The sequence below is a fragment of the Microbacterium saperdae genome (genome assembly GCF_006716345.1).
Classification (GTDB): domain Bacteria; phylum Actinomycetota; class Actinomycetes; order Actinomycetales; family Microbacteriaceae; genus Microbacterium; species Microbacterium saperdae.
On record NZ_VFOX01000002.1, the window covers coordinates 804142 to 825748 of the forward strand.

The window sequence follows — 21607 nt, forward strand, 5'->3', positions numbered from 1 at the left end:
CGCTGAAGGCATGACCTCCCGTCCGTTCGGCTCCCTCGATTGGGCGCGGAGAACCCCCGGCGTCCCTGACCTTCTCGACCAGATCCGCCAGGCGAGCATCGCCGATGCGCCGGAGCTGCCGAAGAGCTTCTTCACCCGCCTCGCCGCTGCCGGCTTCGGCCGCATCCGTGTGCCGGTCGCCGAGGGCGGTCTGGGCGGAGACGTGCTCGATCTGCTCGACGCGTTCGTCGCGATCGCAGCCGCGGACTCGAACCTCGCGCAGAGCTGGCGCACGCACGTGCTCGCGACCGAACGCCACGTGAAGTCGCCGGCCGGTCCCCTGCGCGACCGCTGGATCTCGCGCGTCGCCGCGGGCGCGATCATCGGCGGCGGATGGACCGAGGCCGACGGCTCCGGCCCGGACGTCTTCACCACGCGCCTGTCCACCGCGAGCGGGTCGCCCACGCTCACGGGCCGCAAGTTCTACTCGACCGGCAGCCGCTACGCCGACTGGCTGGAGTACAGCGCGGTCGACGATGACGGCGACCTCGTGATCGCCGCCCTGCGCACGGACGCCCCCGGTGTGACCCTGCTCGACGACTGGACCGGGTTCGGCCAGCGCGCCACCGCCAGCGGCGCCACGGTGCTCGACGGCGCTCCGGTCGACCCCGACGACATCGCCCCGTTCGACACGCAGCACCTCGGCACCCCGGGATGGCAGCAGCTGATGCTGCTCGGCGTGCTGGTCGGCATCGGCGAGGCCACCCGCGCCGCCGCAGAAGAGCTCGTCTCGCTGATCGACCGCGCGCACGGCGGCTCGCCGATCCTGGTGCTCGAGGGCTACGGCCGTATCAGCGCACTCGTCGCTTCTGCCCGCGCCTCGCTCGGCGAGATCGGACGCCTCACCGAGATCGCGCACCAGGCGATCATCGCGGGAGCGGACGACGCGGAGGAACTCGCGGATGACGCCGTGAACGCGGTCTTCCAGGCCCAGGCCGTGATGGTGGAGCAGATCATCGAGGCGGCGGATCGCCTGATGGCGCTGCCCGCGCAGCTGGAGGACGTCGCCGAGACGCAGGAGCTCCGCAGCGCCCTGCGCCTCGACCGCTTCTGGCGCAACGCCCAGACACTCTCCACGCACAACCCGGTGCTGCACCGGCTGCGCGCGATCGCCGACCGCGAGATCTACGCGATCGACCGCATCGCCGAGCCCGCCGACCGCGAGGTCGCCGTCGCGCAGGCCATCGCCGACGGCATCCGTCCGCTGACCGTCGTGCGTCTCGACGCCGCGCTCGTGGCCCGGCTGACCGCCGACCGTGCCGACCTCGACCGGGTGAGCGCGGCGTTCCGCGACCGCGAGCCCGTGCTGCTCCAGCTCGACGAGCGCCCCGGCGCCCGCTTCGACGCGGCCGTGGCGATCGCGACCCTGCTGCATCGCCTGCCGACCGCGTGGTTCGCGATCGGCACCTCCGACCTCGGCGACACCGGACACCCGTACAACCTCGCCCGGCGTATCGCCTCGCTGGAGCAGCTGTCGGCCGGACGGACCGCCTGGGTGCTCGACGACGGCACCACGGAAGACGACGACGAGCGCGACCGCATCCGCGTGGTCCAGCAGCTCCTGCGCAGCTGGCCGCAGGAGAGCATCGCCGCGGATGCCGGCGCCCCGCACTTCGCGCAGACCGAGTCGATCCGTCGCATCGGTGCCGACGGCGCCTACCCCACCGCGGGCCCGCTGAACGTGCCGAGCAGCCCGCAGCACCTGCCGGTGTTCGTGTCGTCGCGCCGCTTCGGGGACGTGCACCGCTATGTGGATCTGCTCGTGCGCCAGGACGGCGCGTGGGTGCTCCCGCACGCGGATGCCGCCGGCCATGCCCTCGCGCACGCGCAGCAGGTCTCCGACATCGACGCCCTGCTCCGGATCGCCGCGAGCCTCCCGGCTGCGGAGGCGGTCGCACCGCAGACCCTGCGCGAACGACTGCGGCTGCCCGCACCGGCCCTGTACGAATTGCCGGGAGCGTCGGCGAGGTTCGAGCGCGGCGGAGAGACGGAAGCATCATGACCACCGACGATCGACTGCTCACGGTCAACATCAACGTGCTCGGGGTCGGGCAGCGTCCGGCCGCCTGGCGTGCCCCCGACATCCGTCCCGACGCGATCGTCGACCTCGCGCACTGGCAGGAGGTCGCCCGCATCGCCGAGCGCGGCCTGGTCGACGCGATCTTCCTCGCCGACCGACCCGCGATCACCGACCCCCGCAGCCGCCCGGTGCAGTACCTCGACCCGGGCGTGCTGGTGCCGGCGATGGCCGCGGTCACAGATCACCTCGGTTTCGTCGCGACCGCCTCGACCACGCTCAACGAGCCCGTCGAACTGGCCCGCCGGCTCTGGGCGCTGCACACCGCGACCGGCGGACGCTTCGCCTGGAACGCCGTGACGAGCTGGGACCCGGAGGCCGTCCGCAACTTCGGCATCTCGGAGCTCCCGGCGCGCGAGGTGCGCTACGCCCGCGCCGAGGAGTTCGTCACGGTCGTCAAGCGCCTGTGGGAGACCGCCGGGACGGAGGCGATCGTCGCGCACGACGGCTCGTTCTCGGTGCGCGCCGGGCTCGAGATGGAACGTCTGGTCGCCGACCGCCCGGCGATCGTGCAGGCCGGAGGATCGGAACCGGGCTGGCGCCTCGCCGGACTCGTCGCCGACGGGGTCTACTCGGTCGACCACGACCCGGCCTCTGCCGCCGAACACCGCCAGAAGATCCGCGGCTATGCGGTCGACGCAGGTCGCTCGGCCGAGGATGTGCGGGTGTTCCCCGGACTGGCGGTCGTGATCGGCAGCACCGAGCAGGAGGCCTGGGACCGCTTCGACCACTGGGAGCACCTGGCGCCCGCGACCTACAGCCTCAACGAGCTGTCCAAGGCGCTCGGTGCCGACTTCTCGGGCCTCGACCTCGACGCCCCCGTGCCCGAGCAGCTGCTGATCGATGCCGAGCAGCAGGACGCCGGATGGTCGACCGCGTACCGCCGGGTGCTGGTCGAACGCATCCGCGCCGATCGTCCGACCGTGCGCCGCCTGCTGCGCGACTTCGGCGGCTACGGCCAGCGCTTCCTCGCCGGCACGCCGGAGCAGATCGCCGACACCATGGAGGACTGGTTCCGCAGCGGCTCCGCGGACGGCTTCAACATCATGCTCGACCTGTTCCCCTCCGGCCTCACGGACTTCGTGGATCAGGTCGTGCCCGAGCTGCAGCGCCGCGGCATCTTCCGCCGCGAGTACCGCGACGGCGGCATCCTGGAGCGCTTCCGGCGGCCATAGGCCATCCGTCGCGAAGGAGATCTCGCGATACGAAGGAGTGTTTGGCTGCAGCGGGCCTGCGTATCGTGCGTTCTCCTTCGGAACGGGCGCTCAGACCTGGTCGAGCCGGCCGGAGCCGGAGAACGCGGGGGCGCCGACCGCGAACGGCACCGACGGTCCGAGCCCGAACACCGCGCGGGCGCCCCCGGTACTCGCTTCCGCCGCACCGCCATCCGAACCCCACATCGGCACGGCTGCCGCGTCGAGGACGATATCCACGCGTGCACCCGCCACTCCCGACGACGCCAGCAGCACGGTCACGGGCTTGTCGTGCACGTCCACCGGCAGCGTCAACGGCCCCCCGATCATCGGATGCTCGGAGTCGCTGATGCGCACGATGCGGCTGTCGTCGACGTACACGCCGGCCTCGGCGTCGCCGATGATCGTGTCGAGCGGCCAACTCTCCCAGAGCTGCGAGATCAGCGACAGCTCTTCGGCCGCACGCCCGGCGAGTCCGACGCGGCGACCGTGCAGGTTCGAGAGTGTGGCGGCGACGCGGGCCAGGTTCACCGGATGCTGCCGCGCCGCAATGATCGGCACCACCACGACACGGCGGGTGATCGCGAGCAACGCCGCCGCGGCCGCGGTGCGGTCGGGCGACACACCGTCGAGGTCGCCGAGCAGCAGCACGTCGGCGGCGGCATCCAGCTCGGCGCCCAGGGCGGAGCGCGACGCGCGCCCGGCACCGGAGCGCAGGGCGAAGGCGGCGAGGGTCGCGTCGTCGACACGCAGCAGACGGGTCATCGGCGGGCATCCCTCATCCAGGCCGTGAACGGTTGATCCGGGTGATCGACCAGCAGCCCGCGGGCGCGCAGCACGGGGGTCACGTGCTCGGCGAACTCCCGCAGCCCCCACGGGTTCGTGTCGAACAGCAGGTTGAAGCCGTCTGCAGCTCCGGCATCCACCCAGTCGGTCATGATGTCGACCAGCTTCTCGGGCGTGCCCACGAAGAGCTGGTGTCCGAACCCGGCGAAGTACCGCAGCAGTTCGCGCACCGTGAGGTTGCCGGCGGCGCCGTAGGAGGCGATCGCCTGGCGGAACCCGACGGGCGCAGCCGAGGGGTCTCCCGACAGCCGGGCGATCTCCTCTTCCGCGGGCGCGTCGAGGTCGAGGCGGGCGTCGTCGATGCCGAACATCGCCGTGAAGCGCTTGAGCACGTAGCCTTCGGGGCTGCGGTCGTGGATCACCTGGAAGCGGCGCTCCGCCTCCTCCTCGGTCGAGCCGACGACCAGATGGATGCCCGGCAGCACGAGCGGTGCGGGGCGTCCGAGTTCGGCGGATCGGCGTCGCAGGTCGGCGGCGTTCGCGGCGGCCGTCTCGCGGACGGTCTCGGCGGCGAACACGGCCTCGGCGCTCGCGGCCGCGAGCTGGCGTCCGCGCGGCGATCCTCCGGCCTGCACGACCAGGGGAGCGACGTCCGGCAGCAGCGCGCGGATCGCGGGGTCGACCCCGAGCTCGGCGCGGGCGATCGATTCGCCGAAGAGCGGGCCGTCGTGCACATAGTCGGTGTCGTCGCGGACCGCCGCGAGGAACGCGCTGTACGCGTCGACGAACTCCTCGGCGCGGGCGTAGCGCTCTTCGCGCCCGGGGTCGGCGGTGTAGCCGAAGTCGGTGAGCGCGGTGCCGGTGACACCCGTGACGACGTTCCATCCGAAGCGCGCGCCGCTGAACGCGCCGACCGACAGCAGGCGCCGTGCGAGCTCGACGGGGTCGTTGGTACTGGTCGACACGGTCGAGATGATGCCGAGGTGCTCGGTCTCGGCGGCGACCGTGGCCAGCGCCGAGAGCGGTTCGACGAGACGGTTCGGACGGATGGCCGGGTTCGACGCGAGACCGGGGGAGTCGGCGAGGAAGATCGCGTGCATCCCGGCGTCTTCGGCCGTGCGGGCCGCGTCGCGCCAGAAGTCCGCGTCGAGCACCCGGAGCGGATCCTCGCCCGGTGCCCGCCATGCGCCGGCATCCGTGCCGTAGTCGTAGACGTTCGCACCGAGCACGAGCGGACGGCTCATCGGGTCACTTTCCCGGCGTCGATGCGTCCGGTGCCGACGTACCAGATCTCCGGCAGATCGTTCCCGAGCAGTGCGCGCTCACCGAGAGACCGCGCCTTGAGATGCACCGGATTGTGGTTGCTGAGCGTGCGCGCGTTGCGCCAGTGCCGGTCGAGCGCGAGACGCCCGTCGACCAGTGAGCCGCCGCCCAGGTCGAACACGCTCTGCGCGGCCTGCAGCACCAGCGAGGGCACGATCACCTGCGCACGCGTCACCGCCAGATGCCCGTCGCCGGTCTGCGCCTCGAGCGGACGCTCCAGATCCGCGCCGAGCAGCACGGCCGCGGCTCGCACCGAGGCGACGACGGCCTGCACCAGCCCGTCGAGTGTGCCGATGCGCTCCTGCAGCTGCGGGTCCTCGGCGGGCACCGCGGTCGAGGCGTGGCTGAAGGTGCGGGTGCGTGAGCGCAGCCAGGCGATCGCGTCGTCGCGGGTGCGCAATGCGATGCCGGCCAGGGTCGCCAGGTGAGTGAGCTGGAGCACGGCGTCGAGGTTGCCCAGACGATCCGCACGCGAGCCCTCACCCACGCGCACGCGGGCAGGGTCGACCGCGACATCCGTGAACTCGACGGTGCCGGAGGTCGTCAGTCGTTGCCCGATGCCGTCCCAGTCGTCGTGGAGTACGACGCCATCGGCATCCGCAGCCACCAGCGCGACCAGATGCCGGCCTTCCTCGTCGGAGACCAGCACCGAGATCCAGTCCGCGTAGCCGGTGCCGGTGGCGTAGGCCTTGCGGCCGTTCACGCGCAGCACGCCGTCGGCATCCGTCCGCAGCGTCGTGCCGACCGTCCCGATCGCCCCTTCGCCCTCGGTGGTCGCTCCGGCGTAGATCCGGCCGGCGGCGATCTCGGTGGCGGCGGCATCCGTCTCACCGCGTGCGATCGCGCGGGCGGCGCGGTCGCTGGTCGTGAAATGCGTGCGCAGGCTCTGGGTGACGTTCGAGTCGGCGCGTGCCAGGAGGATCTGCAGGTCGACGAGCTGCGCATAGCTGAGACCCGCGCCGCCGACCGACACGGGCAGCCGTGCAGCCGTGAGCCCGAGGGCGGCGAGCTCGCGCACCTCGGCGCGGAGGCCCTGCTCGGGGTCGCCATCGTGATCCCGCGTCGCAGCCGCCGCCGCGATGCGGGCGATGACCTCGTCGATCTCACCGACGGTGGGCAGCGTGACGCCCACGTCGGCGACCGAGGTGAACGCGAGCAGATCCTCCGGCATCCGTCAGCCCTTCTCGCCCGACGGACCCGAGTTCGGCCACGCGGCTGGCGCCGTGCGCCCTGCCGGGTCGAGCGCGGGACGCGTGCGGCCGTAGGCCAGTGCGTGCACGAAGCGGCGGCGGAACTCGGCCAGGTCGAACGACGTGATCGCGCGCGTCGACGGGCCCTCCGGCGTGCCCCAGACCAACGGCAGTCCGTCGCTCGTGAGCGCGACGCGGGTGGCCAGCGAACCGGCGGCCGGCGTGAAGTCCACGGGCCCCTCGATCCAGCCCGTGACGATCTCGGGACGGTGCAGGATCACCGACGACAGCCCGTCGTGGGCGGCCGAGATCCGGCGTCCCCACTTGTACTGGTAGAAGTCGTTGTACGCGTCGAGGATCGTGCCGGCGAACTGCGCCGCGGGCAGATCAGAGCCCAGGAGCGTCGCGGTGACGTGCTCCTCGAGCAGCGCCTGCGATGTCACGTTCACGCCGACCATGATCACGTTGCCGCGGTTCACGGCCCCGAACACGCGCTCGGCCGCCGCACGGTCGTTGTGGGTGTTCGCATCGGTGACGGTCGGAGTGCCCGGCGCCGGGTACGGACCGGCGCCGCCCATGATGACGACGGACCGGAACTTGAGGAACAGCTCCGGATCCTTCTCGAGCGCGAGAGCGATGTTCGTCAGCGGGCCCAACGGGTGCAGGTCGATCTGGCCGGGGTGCTCGTTCGCGATGCGCACCAGGTAGTCGGCGGCCGACTCGGCCTCGAGCGTCGGCTCCGGACGCACCAGGCCGCGGTCGCCGAGACCGTCGTGTCCGTGCACGAACCAGGCGATCGAGGCGTCGCCGTCGAGCGGGGCATCGGCCCCGCCGTAGATCGGGATGCCGGTGGCATCGGCCACATCGAGCACGTAGGCCACGTTGCGGGCGGAGTCCTCGACGGAGCAGTTGCCGTAGATGGTGGTGATGCCGACGATCTCGACGTCGGGCTGGGCCAGGAGGTAGAGCAGGGAGTGCGCGTCATCGATGCCGGTGTCGGTGTCGACGACGATCCACTGCTTCTCGGGGGCGAAAGCGGGAGCTGACATGCGCAGGTCTCGCGGCTCAGTGCTGGTGCTCGTGCGCGGGCTCGGCCAGCTTGAACGCCAGGCGTCCATGCGCGAAGCCACCACCGGCGCGGATCGCGGTCGCGACCCAGGCGGCTTCGGCGAGCTCGGCCTCATCGGCGCCCGCGGCGACGGCCTTCTGGGAGTGCGCGTCGATGCAGTACACGCACTGGGTGGTGATGCCCACGGCCAGAGCGATCAGTTCCCGGTACTTCAGCGGGATCGCACGCTTCTCATCCGAGGCGAAGACCGCGCTGTCGAACGCGGCGAACGCGGCGAGGATGTCGGGGGTGTGCTCCTTGTAGACCTTCGTGTAGGTCTTGTCGGCTTCGCTGTCGAAGTACGCGCTCATGCTCTGCTCTCTGCTCTCTGCTCTCGGGCGGGTGCTCCTCCCGAGGTGTCGCGTGCGCGCGGGCGCGCGGGCTCACCGAGGGAAGAGGGTCTACCGCGACGCTAGAACCCCGGGCATCCGGGCGCATCTCAGAGCGCAACATGGGGTCATGCGGGGAAACCCCGCCCGCGCGGAGGCCTCCACAACTCCGGAGATTCGACAGGTCAACGGAGATCGAGAGCTGCATACGGCCACCGGCCGCGCGTTTCTCCGGAGTTGTGGAGGACCAGCGCGTACGAACGTGCTCTGAAGCGGCGTCTCAGACGCGGGTCGACGGCAGGCGCGAGGTGGTGCCGCGCACGTTGAGCTCGTACGGCAGGGCCGAGGGGATGCGCACGGCATCCGGCGCGGTGAGCTTGGCGAGCACGGCATCGGCTGCCCGTTCGCCCTGGCCGAGCGGGAACTGGTCGACAGTGGTGAGGCGGAAGAACTCGCCCAGCTCGTGGCCGTCGATGCCGACGATCGACAGGTCCTCCGGCACGCGGAAGCCCAGGTCGCGGGCGGCGAGCAGCGCGCCGATCGCCATCTCGTCCGATGCGGCGAACACGGCGGTCGGTCGCGGTCCGGGGCGTCCGAGCAGCTGCTTGGCCGCGCGGTATCCGCCTTCGACCGTGAAGTCGGCCGGCTCCAGGAACGCCGAGTTCAGGGGGATGCCGGCCGTCGCCAGCGCCCGCTCGAAGCCCAGGCGGCGGTTGGTGGGGATGTGGAAGTCGAGGTCGAACTCGGGGTTCGCCCCGATGTGCGCGATGTCGGTGTGCCCGAGGCTGATCAGGTGCTCGGTCGCGAGCTGGGCCACCGCGACGTCGTCGACCGTCAGGGTGTCGAGCTTCGGGTTCGGCCCGCCGATCGCGATGACCGGGAGCCCGAGGTCGAGCAGGTACTGCGTCTCGTCCTCGTCGAGCTCGATCGACACCGCGATCACGGCATCCACCCGCTGGCGACGCAGGAAGGTGTCGAACACGTGTCGACGCACGTCCTTGTCGGCCGTGATGTTGTACAGCGTGATGTCGTAGCCCTCGCGCATCAGCGCGGCGGAGACGCCGGAGAGCACGGTGCTGAAGAACCAGCGGTCGAGGAACGGCACGACCACGCCGATGTTCCGCGTGCGCCCCGAGGCGAGGCTCGACGCGCGCGAAGACACGACATAGCCGAGCGCGTCGGCGGCTGCCTGCACGCGCTGGCGCGCGGCCTCCGACACGTGACCGCGACCGCTGAGGGCGCGTGAGACGGTGGCGGTGGAGACCCCTGCCATGCGGGCGACTTCATCGATGCTCGCCATGTGTTCCTCTGTCGATTCCCTTCCGGTCGCGGATTCCGTCGGCTGCCGAGCGAGCAGCGACAGGATCCGCGACCGGAGCGGGAAGCGGTGTCAGGCCTGGGTGTACCAGACGGCGGTGTCGACCGGGAGGGAGGAGCCCTCGAACGGCTGGCTCTTCAGCACGATCGATGCTCCGGCGGGGAGCTCGAGCGGGGCGCTGCCGAGGTTCGCGACGACGTGCACGTCACCGCGGCGGAAGGCCACGGCGTCATCCCCGGCCTCTTCCCAGACCAGCGAGCCGGAGCCGAAGCCGTGTGCTCGGCGAGCGGCCAGCAGCTCCTTGTAGAGCGACAGGGTCGACGTGGGGTCGGCCTCTTCGACATCGCGGGCGTAGGTCGCCCACTCCGCCGGCTGCGGCAGCCACGACAGATTCGTGGTGTTGAAGCCGAACGCCGGAGCATCCGCCTCCCAGGGCAGCGGGACGCGGCATCCGTCGCGACCGTAGCGCTCGTGCTGGGTGCGGAACCAGGTCGGGTCCTGACGGAACTCGTCGGGGATCTCCATCGCCTCGGGCAGGCCGAGCTCCTCGCCCTGGTACAGGTACGCGGATCCGGGCAGCGCCAGCATCAGCGTGGTCGCCGCGCGGGCGCGGGCCAGACCGATCGCGGTGTCGGGCTTGTGCGGGGTCTTCGGGCCGATGCCCTCGCCCTGCGGGTTGTCGGCGGTGAGCGCGAGGCGCGAGGCGTGCCGCACGACGTCGTGGTTCGAGAGCACCCAGGTGCTGGGCGCTCCGACGCCGCCGAACTCCTCGAGCGATTCGCGGATGACGTCGCCGAGGTCCTTCGCGTGCCACGACGTCATCAGGTACGGGAAGTTGAAGGTCTGGTGCATCTCGTCCGGACGCACCCAGAGGGCGGTCTGCTTCAGCGTCGGCATCCAGGCCTCGCCGCACAGGGCGCGGTCACCGTCGTACTCGGCGAGCACCTTGTGCCAGTCGCGGTAGATGTCGTGCACGCCATCCTGGCCCCAGTACGGGACGTTCGCCTCGCCGCCGCCCATGGAGTCGGCGTCGCTCGGGGGCGTGTAGTCGGGCAGGCCCTCGGCCTTGATCATGCCGTGGGCGACGTCGACGCGGAAGCCGTCGACACCGCGGTCGAGCCAGAAGCGCAGGATGGAGCGGAACTCCTCGCGCACCTCTTCGTTGTTCCAGTCGAAGTCGGGCTGCGTGGGGTCGAAGATGTGCAGGTACCACTGGCCGGGCGTGCCGTCGGCCTCGGTGATGCGCTGCCACATGCCGCCGCCGAACACGGACTCCCAGTTGTTCGGGGGGAGTTCGCCGTTCTCGCCCTTGCCGTCGCGGAAGATGTAGCGCGCGCGCTCCGGGCTGCCGGGGGCGGCCTTGAGTGCCTGCTGGAACCAGACGTGCTGGTCGGACGAGTGGTTCGGGACCAGGTCCACCACGACGCGGATGCCGCGGGCGTGCGCCTGCGCCAGCATCTCGTCGAAGTCGGCCAGCGTGCCGAACAGCGGGTCGACGTCGCGGTAGTCGGCCACGTCGTAGCCCGCGTCGCGCTGCGGGCTCGTCATGAACGGGCTCAGCCAGATGGCGTCGACGCCGAGCTCCTGCAGGGAGTCCAGACGGCTGGTGATGCCCGGCAGATCGCCGATGCCGTCGCCGGACGCGTCCGCGAAGGAACGGGGGTAGATCTGGTAGATGACGGCGCTGCGCCACCACTCGGAACCGGGGGCTGCGATCTGCTCAAGCTGTGCCATGGGAACAGATTAGTGCAAACGCTTACATGGTTGCCAGGGCGGGGATCGAATCGGTTCGATTTTCTTGTGGCGATGGCGAGCGTTGCGGCATTCTCAGGCGGTCAGGATCCCCCGAGAGGGGGGTGGGAAACGGGTCTCCTGCTGCACGGAGGCGAGCAGCTGCGACTCGATCGCATCGAGCGCGATCCTGACCGCTCCCATCGCGACCGACTCGTCGCCCAGAGTCGACAGCACGACGCGCGGTGCCTGCGGCTGCAGGCGGTCGATGTGGGCGCGGACCGCGTCGAGGATGACGTCTCCCCCGCGGGAGATGCCGCCGCCGAGCACGATCAGCTCCGGATCGACCGCGAGCGACATCGCCACGACGCCGGTGGCGATGCTGCCCGCGAATCCGTCGAGGGCGGCGAGCGCCTGCGGGTGCCCTTCGCGGGCCGCGAGGAACATGGCTTCGCGCGTCGGTTCGACGCCGCTGCCGGCGAGCGCCGCGACGTGGCTCGGGGCATCGGCCCAGCCCAGCTGGGGGAGTGCGCCGACCAGACCGGACCCGCCGCTGTGGCCGCGGTACAGGGAGCCGGCGAGCAGCATTCCCGCACTGGTCCGGTTGCCGGACAGGATGTAGACGACATCCTGCGCATCCTGTGCGCTGCCGCGCCAGTGCTCGGCGATGGTGCCGAGATTGTTGTCGCTCTCCACGCGCACCGGAATGCCCCACCGCGACGACAGCGTCGTCGCGAGGTCGAGGCCGAGCCACCCGGGGAGGCCGTTCCCGCCGTACCGGGTGACGGTGCCGGCGGCGTCGATCACGCCGGGGGAGCCGACGCCGGCGCACCAGACCGCATCGGCATCCACGCCGGCCAGGGCGAGGCACTCCTCCACGACAGCGGTCGCGAGGTCGAGGCGGTCGGTGGCGCTCGCGTCCTCGTCGACGGACACCTTGTGGGACGCGCGGAGTTCTCCGTCGAGGTCGGCGACCGTGCCGAGGATCTTGTGCACGCCGATGTCGACACCCACGACGTACCCGGACTCGGCGGCGAAGCGGTAGCTCCGCGCCGGGCGTCCGGGGCGGGCGCTGGCCGGCGCATCGGCCGGGGTGATCCAGCCGAGTTCGCCGAGATCGCGGATGACGTCCTCGACGGCGGTGCGGGAGATCCCCAGGTGGTCGGCCAAGGTCGACGTCGTCTGATGACCGTCGCGGATGCCGAGGAGCGCAGCGTGCGTGTTCATGCGTCTCAGCAGCGACCGGTCGCCGGAGCGTGATGTCGTCGTCATGGTCTCCCGAACGTAGAGGAGCGGATTTTCACGTCAAGTTTGGTTAGTCATCGTAGCGCGCGTCCGCGCCGATTCCCTCTCGATGGATCCGCGCGGAATCTCGTGCTTGACAGCGATCTGCGCTGTCGTTTAATTTTAATGCCAACTTGGATTATTATATCGCCAGATGTCATCCAGGCGTGCCGAGGTCGTCACTGCTCGCGCACGATCGCCGTACCCCCTCGCACCCGAGCAAAAGGAATCAGCAGACAATGAACCGTCAGCGAATGACTGTGAGCGCCGTCGCCGCCGTCTCCGTCCTCTCCCTCAGCCTGGCAGGCTGCGCCTCCGGCGCCGGCCCCGCCGCAGAAGGCGGAGAGAGCACCATCAACTACGTGATCTGGGACGCGAACGCCCTGGAGCCCTACAAGGACGTGATCGCCGCGTTCAACGAGGAACACCCCGAGATCACGGTCAACATCCAGGCACTGCCCTGGGACCAGTACTGGACCAAGCTGCAGACCCAGGCGTCGAGCAAGACGCTTCCTGATGTGTTCTGGATCAACGAGCCGAACGCGGGTCTGTACGCGACCAACGGCGCGCTCGCCGCGATCGACACCGCCCAGGGATTCGACCCGGCGAACTTCCCTGACGCGTCCATCCAGAGCTACACCTTCGACGACGAGCTCTACGCGGCCCCCACCGGCTACTCGACGATGGGTGTCTGGTACAACACCGACCTCTTCGACCGCGCGGGCGTCGACTACCCGGCCGAGGGGTGGACGCAGCAGGACTTCGTCGCCGCGGCCACGGCCATCAGCGATGCGCTGGGCTCCGAGGGCGTCTTCGGCGCCGCCGCCGCCCCGTGGACCGGTCAGGAGACCTCCTACAACACCATCTACCAGTCGGGTGGCGAGGTCATCTCCGCAGACGGCACCACCTCCGGATACGACGACCCCGGCACGATCGCCGGCGTCAAGCTCTGGGTCGACCTGGCCCAGGCAGGCGTCTCCCCGTCGGTCGCGCAGATCACCGACACCCCGATCCCGCAGTACTTCACCTCGGGCAAGCTCGCCATGATGTGGTCGGGCCCGTGGAACGCGAACTCGCTGAAGGACAGCGAGATCGCCGACACCGTCGCGGTGGCCCCGCTGCCGACCGGTGAGTCCGACCTCGTCACCACGATCCAGGGCGGCGCGGATGCGGTCTCCGCCTACTCGGAGAACAAGGAGGCCGCGCAGACGTTCCAGGCCTTCCTCGGCTCGAAGAAGGCGCAGGAGCTCTACGGGGCTGCCGGGCTCGGCATCCCCGCCTACAACGGCGTCGCCTCGAGCTTCACGGATGCCTTCCCCCAGTGGGACCTGTCGCTGTTCAGTGACCAGGCGGAGCACGCGGCTCCGTACCCGGTGTCGCTCAACACGGCGGCCTGGAACACGCTCGAGAACGAGTACCTCTCCAAGGCGTGGAGTGGGGAGCTCACCGTCGAGGAGGCCTGCACGCAGCTGGCCGCCGCGATGAACGAGGTGCTCGCCGCCGAGAAGAAGTGATGACCACCACCACAGCGAGTCGCGGGCGGGTGGTGGCTCCGGTCACCGCCCGCCCCGTGCGGCGCACGCGCAAGTACGACGGCGTCTGGCCGTGGATCTTCCTGGTGCCGATCCTGGTGCCCTTGGCGATCTTCTTCATCTGGCCGCTCCTGCGCACGTTCTACTACAGCTTCACCACCTGGGGCTTCTTCGGCGACGTGAGCTGGACCGGGGTCGACAACTACGTCCGCCTGTTCAGCGATCCCGACTTCGCCCTCGCCCTCGGCAACACCGCCATCTACACCGCCATCGTGATGCTCAACGTGCCGATCGCCGTGTATCTCGCGGCGCTCATCAACCGGCCGGGGCTCCGGTTCAAGGGCCTCTACCGCACGCTCTACTTCCTGCCGGTCGTCACCATGCCGGTCGCGGTGGCGATCGTGTGGCGGATGCTCTACAGCGGCGACTTCGGCCTCATCAACGCCTTCCTCGGTCTCTTCGGCATCCCCGGACCGTACTGGCTGTCGACGCCGGGGCTCTCCCTCGTGGCCGTCGCCATCGTCGGCATCTGGCTGTCTCTCGGCTTCAACATCATCGTGTTCAGTGCGGGGCTCTCCAGCATCCCGCCCGACCTGTACGAGGCCGCCTCGATCGACGGGGCGAGCCCCGGGCGTCAGTTCCGCAACATCACGCTTCCCCTGCTCACTCCGACGATCTTCTTCATCAGCGTGCTGACGCTGATCGGAGGATTCCAGGTGTTCGACCTGATCTTCGTGATGCTCGGCACCGGCCCCAACGCCGCCCGGTCGCAGACCCTCGTCTACTTCTTCTACAACGAGGGCTTCCTGCAGAACGACAAGGGCTACGCGACGGCGATCGGAGTCGTGATCATCGTCATGATCGCCGTCCTCACCGCCATCCAGTTCCGCCTCCAGAAGAAGTGGGTGCACTATGAGTGACCGCACCGCGCAGAAGCGCCGGGGACAGCGCACCGGTCGGCACCTCGGAGCGCACGCCGTGCTGCTGGTCGGCGGCGTCGTGATGGTGTCGCCGTTCATCTACCAGCTGCTGGCCACGTTCATGACGAACGGTCAGATCACGTCGGTGCCGCCGACGCTCTGGCCGACGCAGTGGAACCTCGACAACTACATCGGCGTCTTCACCCAGGTGCCGTTCCTGCGCCAGATGCTGAACACCGTCATCATCACCGTGCTGACGACCGTGGCGACGCTCATCCTGTGCGCGCTCGGGGGATACGCGTTCGCCCGCATGCGCTTCTTCGCGAAGGGGCCGTTGTTCGCGGTCGTGCTGTCGATGCTGATGGTGCCGGGCACGCTGCTGCTCATCCCCCAGTACCAGACCGTGCAGAGCCTCGGCTGGCTCAACTCCTTCGCCGGCATCGTCGTGCCGGGACTCGTGAACGCGTTCGGGATCTTCATGATGCGCCAGTTCTTCCTCGGACTGCCCAAGGAGCTCGAGGAGGCGGCGCGGCTCGACGGGGCGAACCCCGGCCAGGTGTTCTGGCAGGTCATGCTCCCGCTGGCCCGTCCTGGGCTGAGCGCCCTCGCGATCCTCACCGCCCTCGCGTCCTGGTCGTCGCTGCTGTGGCCGCTCGTGATCGTCAACAGTCAGGACATGATGCCGCTCGCCGTCGGGCTGGCCTCCTTCACGGGAGAGCACGGCTCGGAGTACCCCTCCATGCTCGCCGCGGCGCTCATGGCGATGCTGCCGATCATGATCCTGTTCCTCGTGATGCAGCGCCAGGTCATCGAGGGCATCGCCTTCTCGGGTCTCAAAGGCTGAGACCCTCCCCTTCGAAAGGACAGCTCGATGAAGAGACGTACGTTCCTCGGTGTCATGACGGCACCCCTGCTGATCGCGCTCGTCGACGGCAATGCCCGACCAGCATCCGCCTTCGCGGGCACCGGCAGCTCGGTGCATCCGCTCACGACGACGTCGGGGCGACCGGCGTTCCGCGTGGGGACCCATCGCGGGGCACCGTGCCTCTTCGTCGACGACGCCCCGCGCTTCCCGATGTACCTGTTCGAGCAGGAGGTCTCCGTCGCCGACGGCCAGACCTTCAGCGACGCCGGTGTCGAGTTCTACTCGTTCATCGAGAAGGACACCTTCCTCGACCTCGGATGGACCGGCGCAGGTGTGCAGGAGTTCACGATCATCGACCGTGTGATGCAGACGTTCGAGGACCGTGTGCCGAATGGCTACGCGATGCCGCGCGTACACCTGTGGGCCCCCAAATGGTGGCTCGACACCCACCCCGACGACCTGGTCGACTACGCGATCGACCCCGGAACGGCCGAGGTCCCCCGCGACGCCTCCTTCGCCTCTGCGACCTGGCGCACGGAGGCGGGTGCCAAGCTCCGCACGATGGTGCGGCACATCCTGGACGGACCGCAGGGCGACCGGACCATGGGCATCACGATCGCCGGCGGACTCTACGGCGAGTGGCTCTGCTACAACGCGGAGTACCTGCCCGACACGAGCGAGGCCATGCGCGCCGCCTGGATCGGGCATCTCAAATCGAAATACGCGAACAGCGTCGCGCAGCTCCGCGCCGCGTGGGGCGATCCCACCGTCACCTTCGACACCGTGGTGATCCCCGGCACGGGGGAGCGACGGGAGACGGCGAACGGGCTGTTCCGCGATCCGGCCGCGTCCCGCCGCGTGCTGGACTACTACGAGAGTCATCACCGTGTCGTGGTGGAGGCCATCGATCACTTCGCCTCGATCGTCAAGGACGAGAGCGACGGCACGCTGCTCACCTCGGTCCTCTACGGCTACACCCCCGATCAGGGGTACATGCCGCAGGAGCAGCACCACCGCGCCGTGGCCGCACTGCACCGGCTCGACTCCGTCGATCTGGTCACCTCGCCGCACTCCTACTATCGCCGTGCTCCCGGTGATGACGGCGCCTACCGCACCTACACCGAGAGCCTCGCGCTGCACGGCAAGCTCTTCATCGACGAGGCCGACGACCGCACGCACCTCGCGCAGAGCCCCATCCTGTTCATCTACGCGACCACCATGGCCGAATCCCTCGGCATCATCCGTCGCGCTTTCGGACAGGCCGTGACTCACGGAACCGGCATGTGGTACATGGATCACTCCTCGGGACTCTGGTACGCCGATCCTGCATTCGGTGCGGAGTTCGCGAAGCTCAAGCACTGGGGCGACTACTCGATGAACGTCTCGCGCGCCCGGTCCTCGGAGGTCGCCGTGATCAGCGTGCCGACCGCCGAGCTCGTGCTCGGCGGTGAGACCGACACGACGGCCAAGCTCTACGAAGGCCCTTCGCTCGGCAGCCGCCAGGGCATCGGCGAGCTGAGCCGCGCGGGAGCACCCTTCGACCGCTTCACCATCGACGACCTCGTCGACGGGCTGGTCCCCACGCACTACAAGGTCTACGTGTTCCCCGACGCCTTCCGGCTGAACGCCGCCCAGCGGGCAGCGATCACCGCGCTCAAGTCCGGTGGCCGCACGCTCGTCTGGGGCTGGGCGCCCGGATACGCGGGAGACACCGGGCTCTCGAAGGCCGACGTCGAGACGCTGACCGGGTTCAGTCTCACGCAGGTCAACGCTCCCACGGCGTCACCGCCCGACCCGAGCACGCCCCTGAACAGCGAGGACTTCGAATCCGGCACCTTCGCGAGCACCGGATACTCCGCCGGCGCGGGCGGAGCCTCCGGGTCGATCATCACCACGGCAGGCCAGGTGATCGGCGGGACGCGATCGGTCAAGGGCAGCGCCCCCACCACGACCGACTGGCACGAGTACCTCTACACGAAGCCCGCGTCGATCGTGCTCGAGGCCAACGCTACGTATCGGGTGAAGTTCCGCGGGCGCACGATCACCGCGCCTGGCGCCGGTGCCTACTTCTACTTCGTCGCCCGCACCGGCAGCGGGGGAGTCCCGCAGGACGTCGGCTCGAACCAGTGGAGCGACGCACCGGGGGCGATCTACACGAAGGAGTTCGAGTTCACGCTCAAGAACTACAGCGACTACTACCTGATCTGGGGCATCCACGACGGGGGAGAGGTCGTGGTCGACGACATCACCATCACGAAGGTCAAGAACGCCGGGCTCGCGCCGATGAGCTACCAACTCGACACGACGGCGTTCCCCGGTGTCACCGAGACCTTCGGTGGCGAGATCGCCCTCGAACCGCTCTTCCTGCCCACCGGGAGCGGATACACGACGCTGGCCCGCTCCACCGAGAGCACGCCGCGCCCCGTGATCGCGAAGAAGGCGCTGAGCGGGTGGACCTCGGTGCTCGCCAGTACGCCCCCCATCCCGTCGCCCGTGCTGCGGAAGCTGTACGGCGAGGCCGGGGTGCACGTCTACACGAGCGGGGACGACAACCTCGAGGCCAACGCCTCCTGGATCAGCCTGCACGCGAAGACCGCGGGGACGAAGACCGTGACCGTGCCGGCAGCGGGGCCTCTCTACGACACGGGAGCGGGAGCCCTGCTCGGGCTTTCGGTGACGACCGCGACCTTCACGATGGCGAAGGGGGACACCGTGCTGCTCACGCGCAGCAACCCGCTCGTGCACGGCGGCGTGCTCTTCGGGTTCGAGACGGGGTCGTTCGCGACGAGCCACTTCACCGGCGGATTCGGGGGTACATACGGAACCATCACGAGCGTGCCTGCCCAGATCATCTCCGGGACGCGTTCCGCCTACGGCGCGGCGCCGACGACGACGGACTGGTACGAGTTCCTGTACTCCGACCCCGCGACGATCGCGCTCGCCGCCAACGCGTCGTACACCGTCGAGTTCGCCACCAAGACCGGCGCCGTCCCCGGGAGCGGCGGCAACTTCTACTTCCTCGCCCGCTCCCAGGCGACGGGAGCCCCGAGCGATCGGGGCGTGACCGAATGGACGGACCCGGTCGGCACCGTGCGGAAGAGATCCGTCACGTTCACGACCGGCAACCACACCGACTACCGCCTCATCTGGGGCCTGCACAATGGAGGGGCGCTCTCTGTCGATGACATCCTCATCTCGCGCAATGACTGACCACCGGCACCACCCCGTGCCGATCCTGATCGAGACCGACCTCTGCGACGACGTCGACGACGCCGGGGCGCTCGCGGTGGCGCACGCCCTGGCCGACGAGGACCGCGTGCGGATCCTCGGCATCGGGATCAACACCTCGGGGCATTGGAGCCACAGCGCGGCCCGGGTGCTGAACGGCTACTACGGGCGCCCCGAGCTGCCCGTCGGCATCCTGCATCCGACCACGGATGCGATCGGGCCGGAGGACTATGCGCGGGCGATCAGCAGGATGCATCCGTCCGCCGCCACTCCCGATCGCATGCCGCCCGCCGTCGACGTGCTGCGCGCGGCACTGGCTGATGCGGATGACGGTTCGGTCACCCTCGTCTCGATCGGGTATTTCGGGAATCTGGTCGCACTGCTGGACTCCCCCGCGGATGCCTCGGCCCCGCTCGCCGGTCGGGAGCTGGTGCGCGCCAAGGTCGCCAGGACGGTCGTGATGGGCGGAGTCTTCGGGCGACGAGCCCGGCCGGAGCGCGGTGCGGAACCGGTCTCCGAGACGAACTTCGTCCACGATGTCGGGCAGACCGCGAGGTTCCTCGGGGAGTGGCCGGGGTCGATCGACTTCGTGGGGTGGGAGACCGCCGCCGACGTGATCACCGGGCGCACGCTGCCGCTGACCCAGGGCGATGACAGCCCCGTCGCGATCGCCTACGCGCTGCACAGCGGCAAGGGCACAGGACGCCCGAGCTGGGATCTGCTCGCCGTGATGCTCAGCGCATCCGAGCTCGAGGGTCATATCGCCTGGAGCGAGCCGGGCACCGTCGCCGTCGATGACATCGCGCGAACACTCTGGACGGCATCCGCCGACGGGGACCACCGCTATGCGAAGGTCGTCTCATCGGCGGAGCAGGTCGCCGACATCATCGACGACCATCTGGGGCGTCCGCCGCGCCAGCCGGTCGGAAGCATCTCCGCGAGCGTGAGCGAGGTCGAGGCATGGTCCTGAGGATCGGAGTGGCGGGCGCGGGATCCCGCGCCGAACTCGCCACGTACATCCCGCGATTCGGTGCGGAGATCGTCGTGGTCGCCGACCCCGCGCCACGGGGAGAGGATCGGGCCAGGGAACTGTTCGGGCCATCGGTCGCGGTCGTCCCCGACCATCGTGCGCTCGCCGCGTTCGATCTCGACGCGGTGTTCGTGCTGACTCCCGATCACACCCACGCCGAGGTCGCCGTCGACCTGCTCGAGGCCGGGATCCCCGTGTATCTCGAGAAGCCGATCGCGACGCGGATCGACGACGCCGACCGCATCCTCGATGCCGCGTATCGCACCCGCACGCGTCTCGCGATCGGCCACAACATGCGGCACATGCCGATGGTCCGACTGCTGAAGGACCTGATCGACCGGGGGACGATCGGCGAGGTCAAGACGATCTGGTGCCGGCACTTCATCGGCCACGGCGGGGACTTCTACTTCAAGGACTGGCACGCCGAGAGCGAGAAGACGACCGGACTGCTGCTCCAGAAGGGCGCGCACGACATCGACGTGATCCACTGGCTCGCAGGGGCGCCCAGCAGGGACGTCGTCGCGATGGGGGACCTCATGGTCTACGGCGGGATCGAGGACCGTCGCGACAACTCCGACCGGATGATGGGAACGCTCGCCAGCTACGACAACTGGCCCCCGCTCGCGCAGAAGGAACTCAACCCGGTGATCGACATCGAGGACGTCTCGCTCATGACGATGCGGCTCGACAACGGCGTGCTCGCCACGTATCAGCAGTGCGCGTTCGCGCCCGACTACTGGCGCAACTACACCGTCATCGGCACCGAAGGGCGGCTGGAGAACTTCGGCGACTCCGACGGAGGGATCGTGCGCCTGTGGAACCGGCGGTCGGAGTACAACGGGCAGGGCGACGCGGACTTCGAGATCCCTCTCGGCGAGGGCACCCACGGCGGGGCGGATGTGGCGATCGTCGAGGAGTTCCTCGGCTTTCTCCGCGGGGACAGAACTCTCGAGACCTCGCCGGTCGCCGCACGGGACAGCGTCGCGGCCGGGATCGCGGCGACCACGTCGATCCGGAGCGGTGCGGCACCTCAACGGGTGGTCGAGCTCGATCCGGCGATCCGCACGTACTTCGACGGCGGCCAGCTCGACGCGGCGGTGCGCACGGGGCGCGGATGAAGCCCGGAATCGAGCGGTCTCAGGAGTAGTCTGACCGCATCGATTCGAGGAGGAATCATGGTTCCCGAGATCAACTACTGGGCCGTTCTGCTGGCCACCGCGTCGAGCATGATCGTCGGCTCGATCTGGTACACGCCGAAGGTGTTCGGGACGCGGTGGTCGAAGCTCGCGAACGTCGACATGGACCGCCCCGCCGCGAGCGCGACGATGGCCATCATCACGACCGTGATCGTGAGCTTCATCACGGCATGGGTGCTCGCCGGAGCATCCGCCATCGCCTGGCACTTCTACGGCGGATCCTTCTTCTGGGGCGCGATCGTCACGGCGGTCACGCTGTGGGCGGGCTTCACGGCCGCGCGATTCATCACGCACGACGCCTTCGAAGGACGCCCCACCGCACTCACGACTCTCAACATCGCGCACGAGCTCGTCACGGTCGTCGTCATGGGCGTGCTGATCGGGGTGTGGCCGCCGGCATTGATGGGCTGAGCGAGTTCCGAAAAATCTCATAAAGGAGCGGAAACAGGGGTTCACAG

At 69.5% G+C, this 21607-nt stretch carries 17 protein-coding genes; 9 read left to right on the forward strand and 8 right to left on the reverse strand.

The window, feature by feature from the left end; genetic code table 11:
• The first annotated feature begins 10 nt into the window (after positions 1-10).
• Together FB560_RS18480 and FB560_RS18485 are read left to right on the forward strand one after the other, a co-directional pair.
• A complete protein-coding gene (locus FB560_RS18480; protein WP_141874172.1) occupies positions 11-2041 on the forward strand; it encodes a hypothetical protein in 2031 nt (676 codons plus the stop codon).
• Positions 2038-3291, forward strand: a complete 1254-nt coding sequence (locus tag FB560_RS18485) for an NtaA/DmoA family FMN-dependent monooxygenase (protein ID WP_141874173.1) — start codon at positions 2038-2040, stop codon at positions 3289-3291. Before FB560_RS18480 ends, FB560_RS18485 begins: the two co-directional genes overlap by 4 nt.
• Positions 3292-3381: 90 nt before the next feature.
• Here the strand turns inward: FB560_RS18485 and FB560_RS18490 are convergent, their stop codons facing one another.
• The 8 genes from FB560_RS18490 to FB560_RS18525 form a co-directional block, all read right to left on the reverse strand.
• Complete coding sequence (locus tag FB560_RS18490; RefSeq protein ID WP_141874174.1) at positions 3382-4074, reverse strand: LLM class oxidoreductase; 693 nt, start codon at positions 4072-4074, stop codon at positions 3382-3384.
• Positions 4071-5339 (reverse strand): LLM class flavin-dependent oxidoreductase, encoded by a 1269-nt coding sequence (locus tag FB560_RS18495; protein ID WP_141874175.1) that lies wholly within the window; start codon positions 5337-5339, stop codon positions 4071-4073. The genes FB560_RS18490 and FB560_RS18495 overlap by 4 nt, the downstream gene beginning before the upstream one ends.
• The gene (locus FB560_RS18500; protein ID WP_141874176.1) at positions 5336-6589 is read right to left on the reverse strand and encodes an acyl-CoA dehydrogenase family protein; all 1254 of its coding nucleotides are present in this window, start codon (positions 6587-6589) and stop codon (positions 5336-5338) included. Before FB560_RS18500 ends, FB560_RS18495 begins: the two co-directional genes overlap by 4 nt.
• A gap of 3 nt (positions 6590-6592) precedes the next feature.
• A complete protein-coding gene (locus FB560_RS18505; RefSeq protein ID WP_170198212.1) occupies positions 6593-7657 on the reverse strand; it encodes a nucleoside hydrolase in 1065 nt (354 codons plus the stop codon).
• A gap of 16 nt (positions 7658-7673) precedes the next feature.
• Positions 7674-8027 carry a carboxymuconolactone decarboxylase family protein gene (locus FB560_RS18510; RefSeq protein ID WP_141874178.1) on the reverse strand — a complete coding sequence of 118 codons (354 nt, stop codon included), beginning with the start codon at positions 8025-8027 and terminating at the stop codon, positions 7674-7676.
• A 298-nt stretch (positions 8028-8325) separates the two neighbouring features.
• Positions 8326-9345 (reverse strand): LacI family DNA-binding transcriptional regulator, encoded by a 1020-nt coding sequence (locus tag FB560_RS18515; RefSeq protein WP_141874179.1) that lies wholly within the window; start codon positions 9343-9345, stop codon positions 8326-8328.
• A gap of 90 nt (positions 9346-9435) precedes the next feature.
• Positions 9436-11097, reverse strand: coding sequence for a glycoside hydrolase family 13 protein (locus FB560_RS18520; RefSeq protein ID WP_141874180.1), 1662 nt, complete (start codon positions 11095-11097; stop codon positions 9436-9438).
• Between the two features lie 93 nt (positions 11098-11190).
• On the reverse strand, positions 11191-12366 hold the full coding sequence (locus tag FB560_RS18525) for an ROK family protein (RefSeq protein WP_141874181.1): 1176 nt from the start codon (positions 12364-12366) through the stop codon (positions 11191-11193).
• Positions 12367-12632: 266 nt separating this feature from the next.
• Here FB560_RS18525 and FB560_RS18530 point away from each other — a divergent pair, with 266 nt between their 5' ends.
• From FB560_RS18530 to FB560_RS18560, 7 genes are read left to right on the forward strand one after another with little or no spacing between them, the layout of a single operon-like run.
• Positions 12633-13892, forward strand: a complete 1260-nt coding sequence (locus FB560_RS18530) for an ABC transporter substrate-binding protein (protein WP_170198213.1) — start codon at positions 12633-12635, stop codon at positions 13890-13892.
• The gene (locus FB560_RS18535; RefSeq protein ID WP_141874183.1) at positions 13892-14830 is read left to right on the forward strand and encodes a carbohydrate ABC transporter permease; all 939 of its coding nucleotides are present in this window, start codon (positions 13892-13894) and stop codon (positions 14828-14830) included. The genes FB560_RS18530 and FB560_RS18535 overlap by 1 nt, the downstream gene beginning before the upstream one ends.
• Complete coding sequence (locus tag FB560_RS18540; protein ID WP_141874184.1) at positions 14823-15674, forward strand: carbohydrate ABC transporter permease; 852 nt, start codon at positions 14823-14825, stop codon at positions 15672-15674. Before FB560_RS18535 ends, FB560_RS18540 begins: the two co-directional genes overlap by 8 nt.
• Positions 15675-15701: 27 nt before the next feature.
• Positions 15702-18905 (forward strand): hypothetical protein, encoded by a 3204-nt coding sequence (locus FB560_RS18545; RefSeq protein WP_141874185.1) that lies wholly within the window; start codon positions 15702-15704, stop codon positions 18903-18905.
• Positions 18898-19893 carry a nucleoside hydrolase gene (locus FB560_RS18550; protein ID WP_170198214.1) on the forward strand — a complete coding sequence of 332 codons (996 nt, stop codon included), beginning with the start codon at positions 18898-18900 and terminating at the stop codon, positions 19891-19893. Before FB560_RS18545 ends, FB560_RS18550 begins: the two co-directional genes overlap by 8 nt.
• Positions 19884-21071: a Gfo/Idh/MocA family protein gene (locus tag FB560_RS18555; protein ID WP_141874187.1), complete on the forward strand. Its 1188-nt coding sequence runs from the start codon at positions 19884-19886 to the stop codon at positions 21069-21071. Before FB560_RS18550 ends, FB560_RS18555 begins: the two co-directional genes overlap by 10 nt.
• Positions 21072-21128: 57 nt before the next feature.
• A complete protein-coding gene (locus FB560_RS18560; RefSeq protein WP_141874188.1) occupies positions 21129-21560 on the forward strand; it encodes a DUF1761 domain-containing protein in 432 nt (143 codons plus the stop codon).
• Positions 21561-21607 lie beyond the last annotated feature (47 nt).

Coding starts and splice junctions, on each gene's coding strand:
- FB560_RS18480 (WP_141874172.1), top strand. CDS start 11: ATGACCTCCCGTCCGTTCGGCTCCCTCGATTGGGCGCGGAGAACCCCC.
- FB560_RS18485 (WP_141874173.1), top strand. CDS start 2,038: ATGACCACCGACGATCGACTGCTCACGGTCAACATCAACGTGCTCGGG.
- FB560_RS18490 (WP_141874174.1), bottom strand. CDS start 4,074: ATGACCCGTCTGCTGCGTGTCGACGACGCGACCCTCGCCGCCTTCGCC.
- FB560_RS18495 (WP_141874175.1), bottom strand. CDS start 5,339: ATGAGCCGTCCGCTCGTGCTCGGTGCGAACGTCTACGACTACGGCACG.
- FB560_RS18500 (WP_141874176.1), bottom strand. CDS start 6,589: ATGCCGGAGGATCTGCTCGCGTTCACCTCGGTCGCCGACGTGGGCGTC.
- FB560_RS18505 (WP_170198212.1), bottom strand. CDS start 7,657: ATGTCAGCTCCCGCTTTCGCCCCCGAGAAGCAGTGGATCGTCGTCGAC.
- FB560_RS18510 (WP_141874178.1), bottom strand. CDS start 8,027: ATGAGCGCGTACTTCGACAGCGAAGCCGACAAGACCTACACGAAGGTC.
- FB560_RS18515 (WP_141874179.1), bottom strand. CDS start 9,345: ATGGCGAGCATCGATGAAGTCGCCCGCATGGCAGGGGTCTCCACCGCC.
- FB560_RS18520 (WP_141874180.1), bottom strand. CDS start 11,097: ATGGCACAGCTTGAGCAGATCGCAGCCCCCGGTTCCGAGTGGTGGCGC.
- FB560_RS18525 (WP_141874181.1), bottom strand. CDS start 12,366: ATGACGACGACATCACGCTCCGGCGACCGGTCGCTGCTGAGACGCATG.
- FB560_RS18530 (WP_170198213.1), top strand. CDS start 12,633: ATGACTGTGAGCGCCGTCGCCGCCGTCTCCGTCCTCTCCCTCAGCCTG.
- FB560_RS18535 (WP_141874183.1), top strand. CDS start 13,892: ATGACCACCACCACAGCGAGTCGCGGGCGGGTGGTGGCTCCGGTCACC.
- FB560_RS18540 (WP_141874184.1), top strand. CDS start 14,823: ATGAGTGACCGCACCGCGCAGAAGCGCCGGGGACAGCGCACCGGTCGG.
- FB560_RS18545 (WP_141874185.1), top strand. CDS start 15,702: ATGAAGAGACGTACGTTCCTCGGTGTCATGACGGCACCCCTGCTGATC.
- FB560_RS18550 (WP_170198214.1), top strand. CDS start 18,898: ATGACTGACCACCGGCACCACCCCGTGCCGATCCTGATCGAGACCGAC.
- FB560_RS18555 (WP_141874187.1), top strand. CDS start 19,884: ATGGTCCTGAGGATCGGAGTGGCGGGCGCGGGATCCCGCGCCGAACTC.
- FB560_RS18560 (WP_141874188.1), top strand. CDS start 21,129: ATGGTTCCCGAGATCAACTACTGGGCCGTTCTGCTGGCCACCGCGTCG.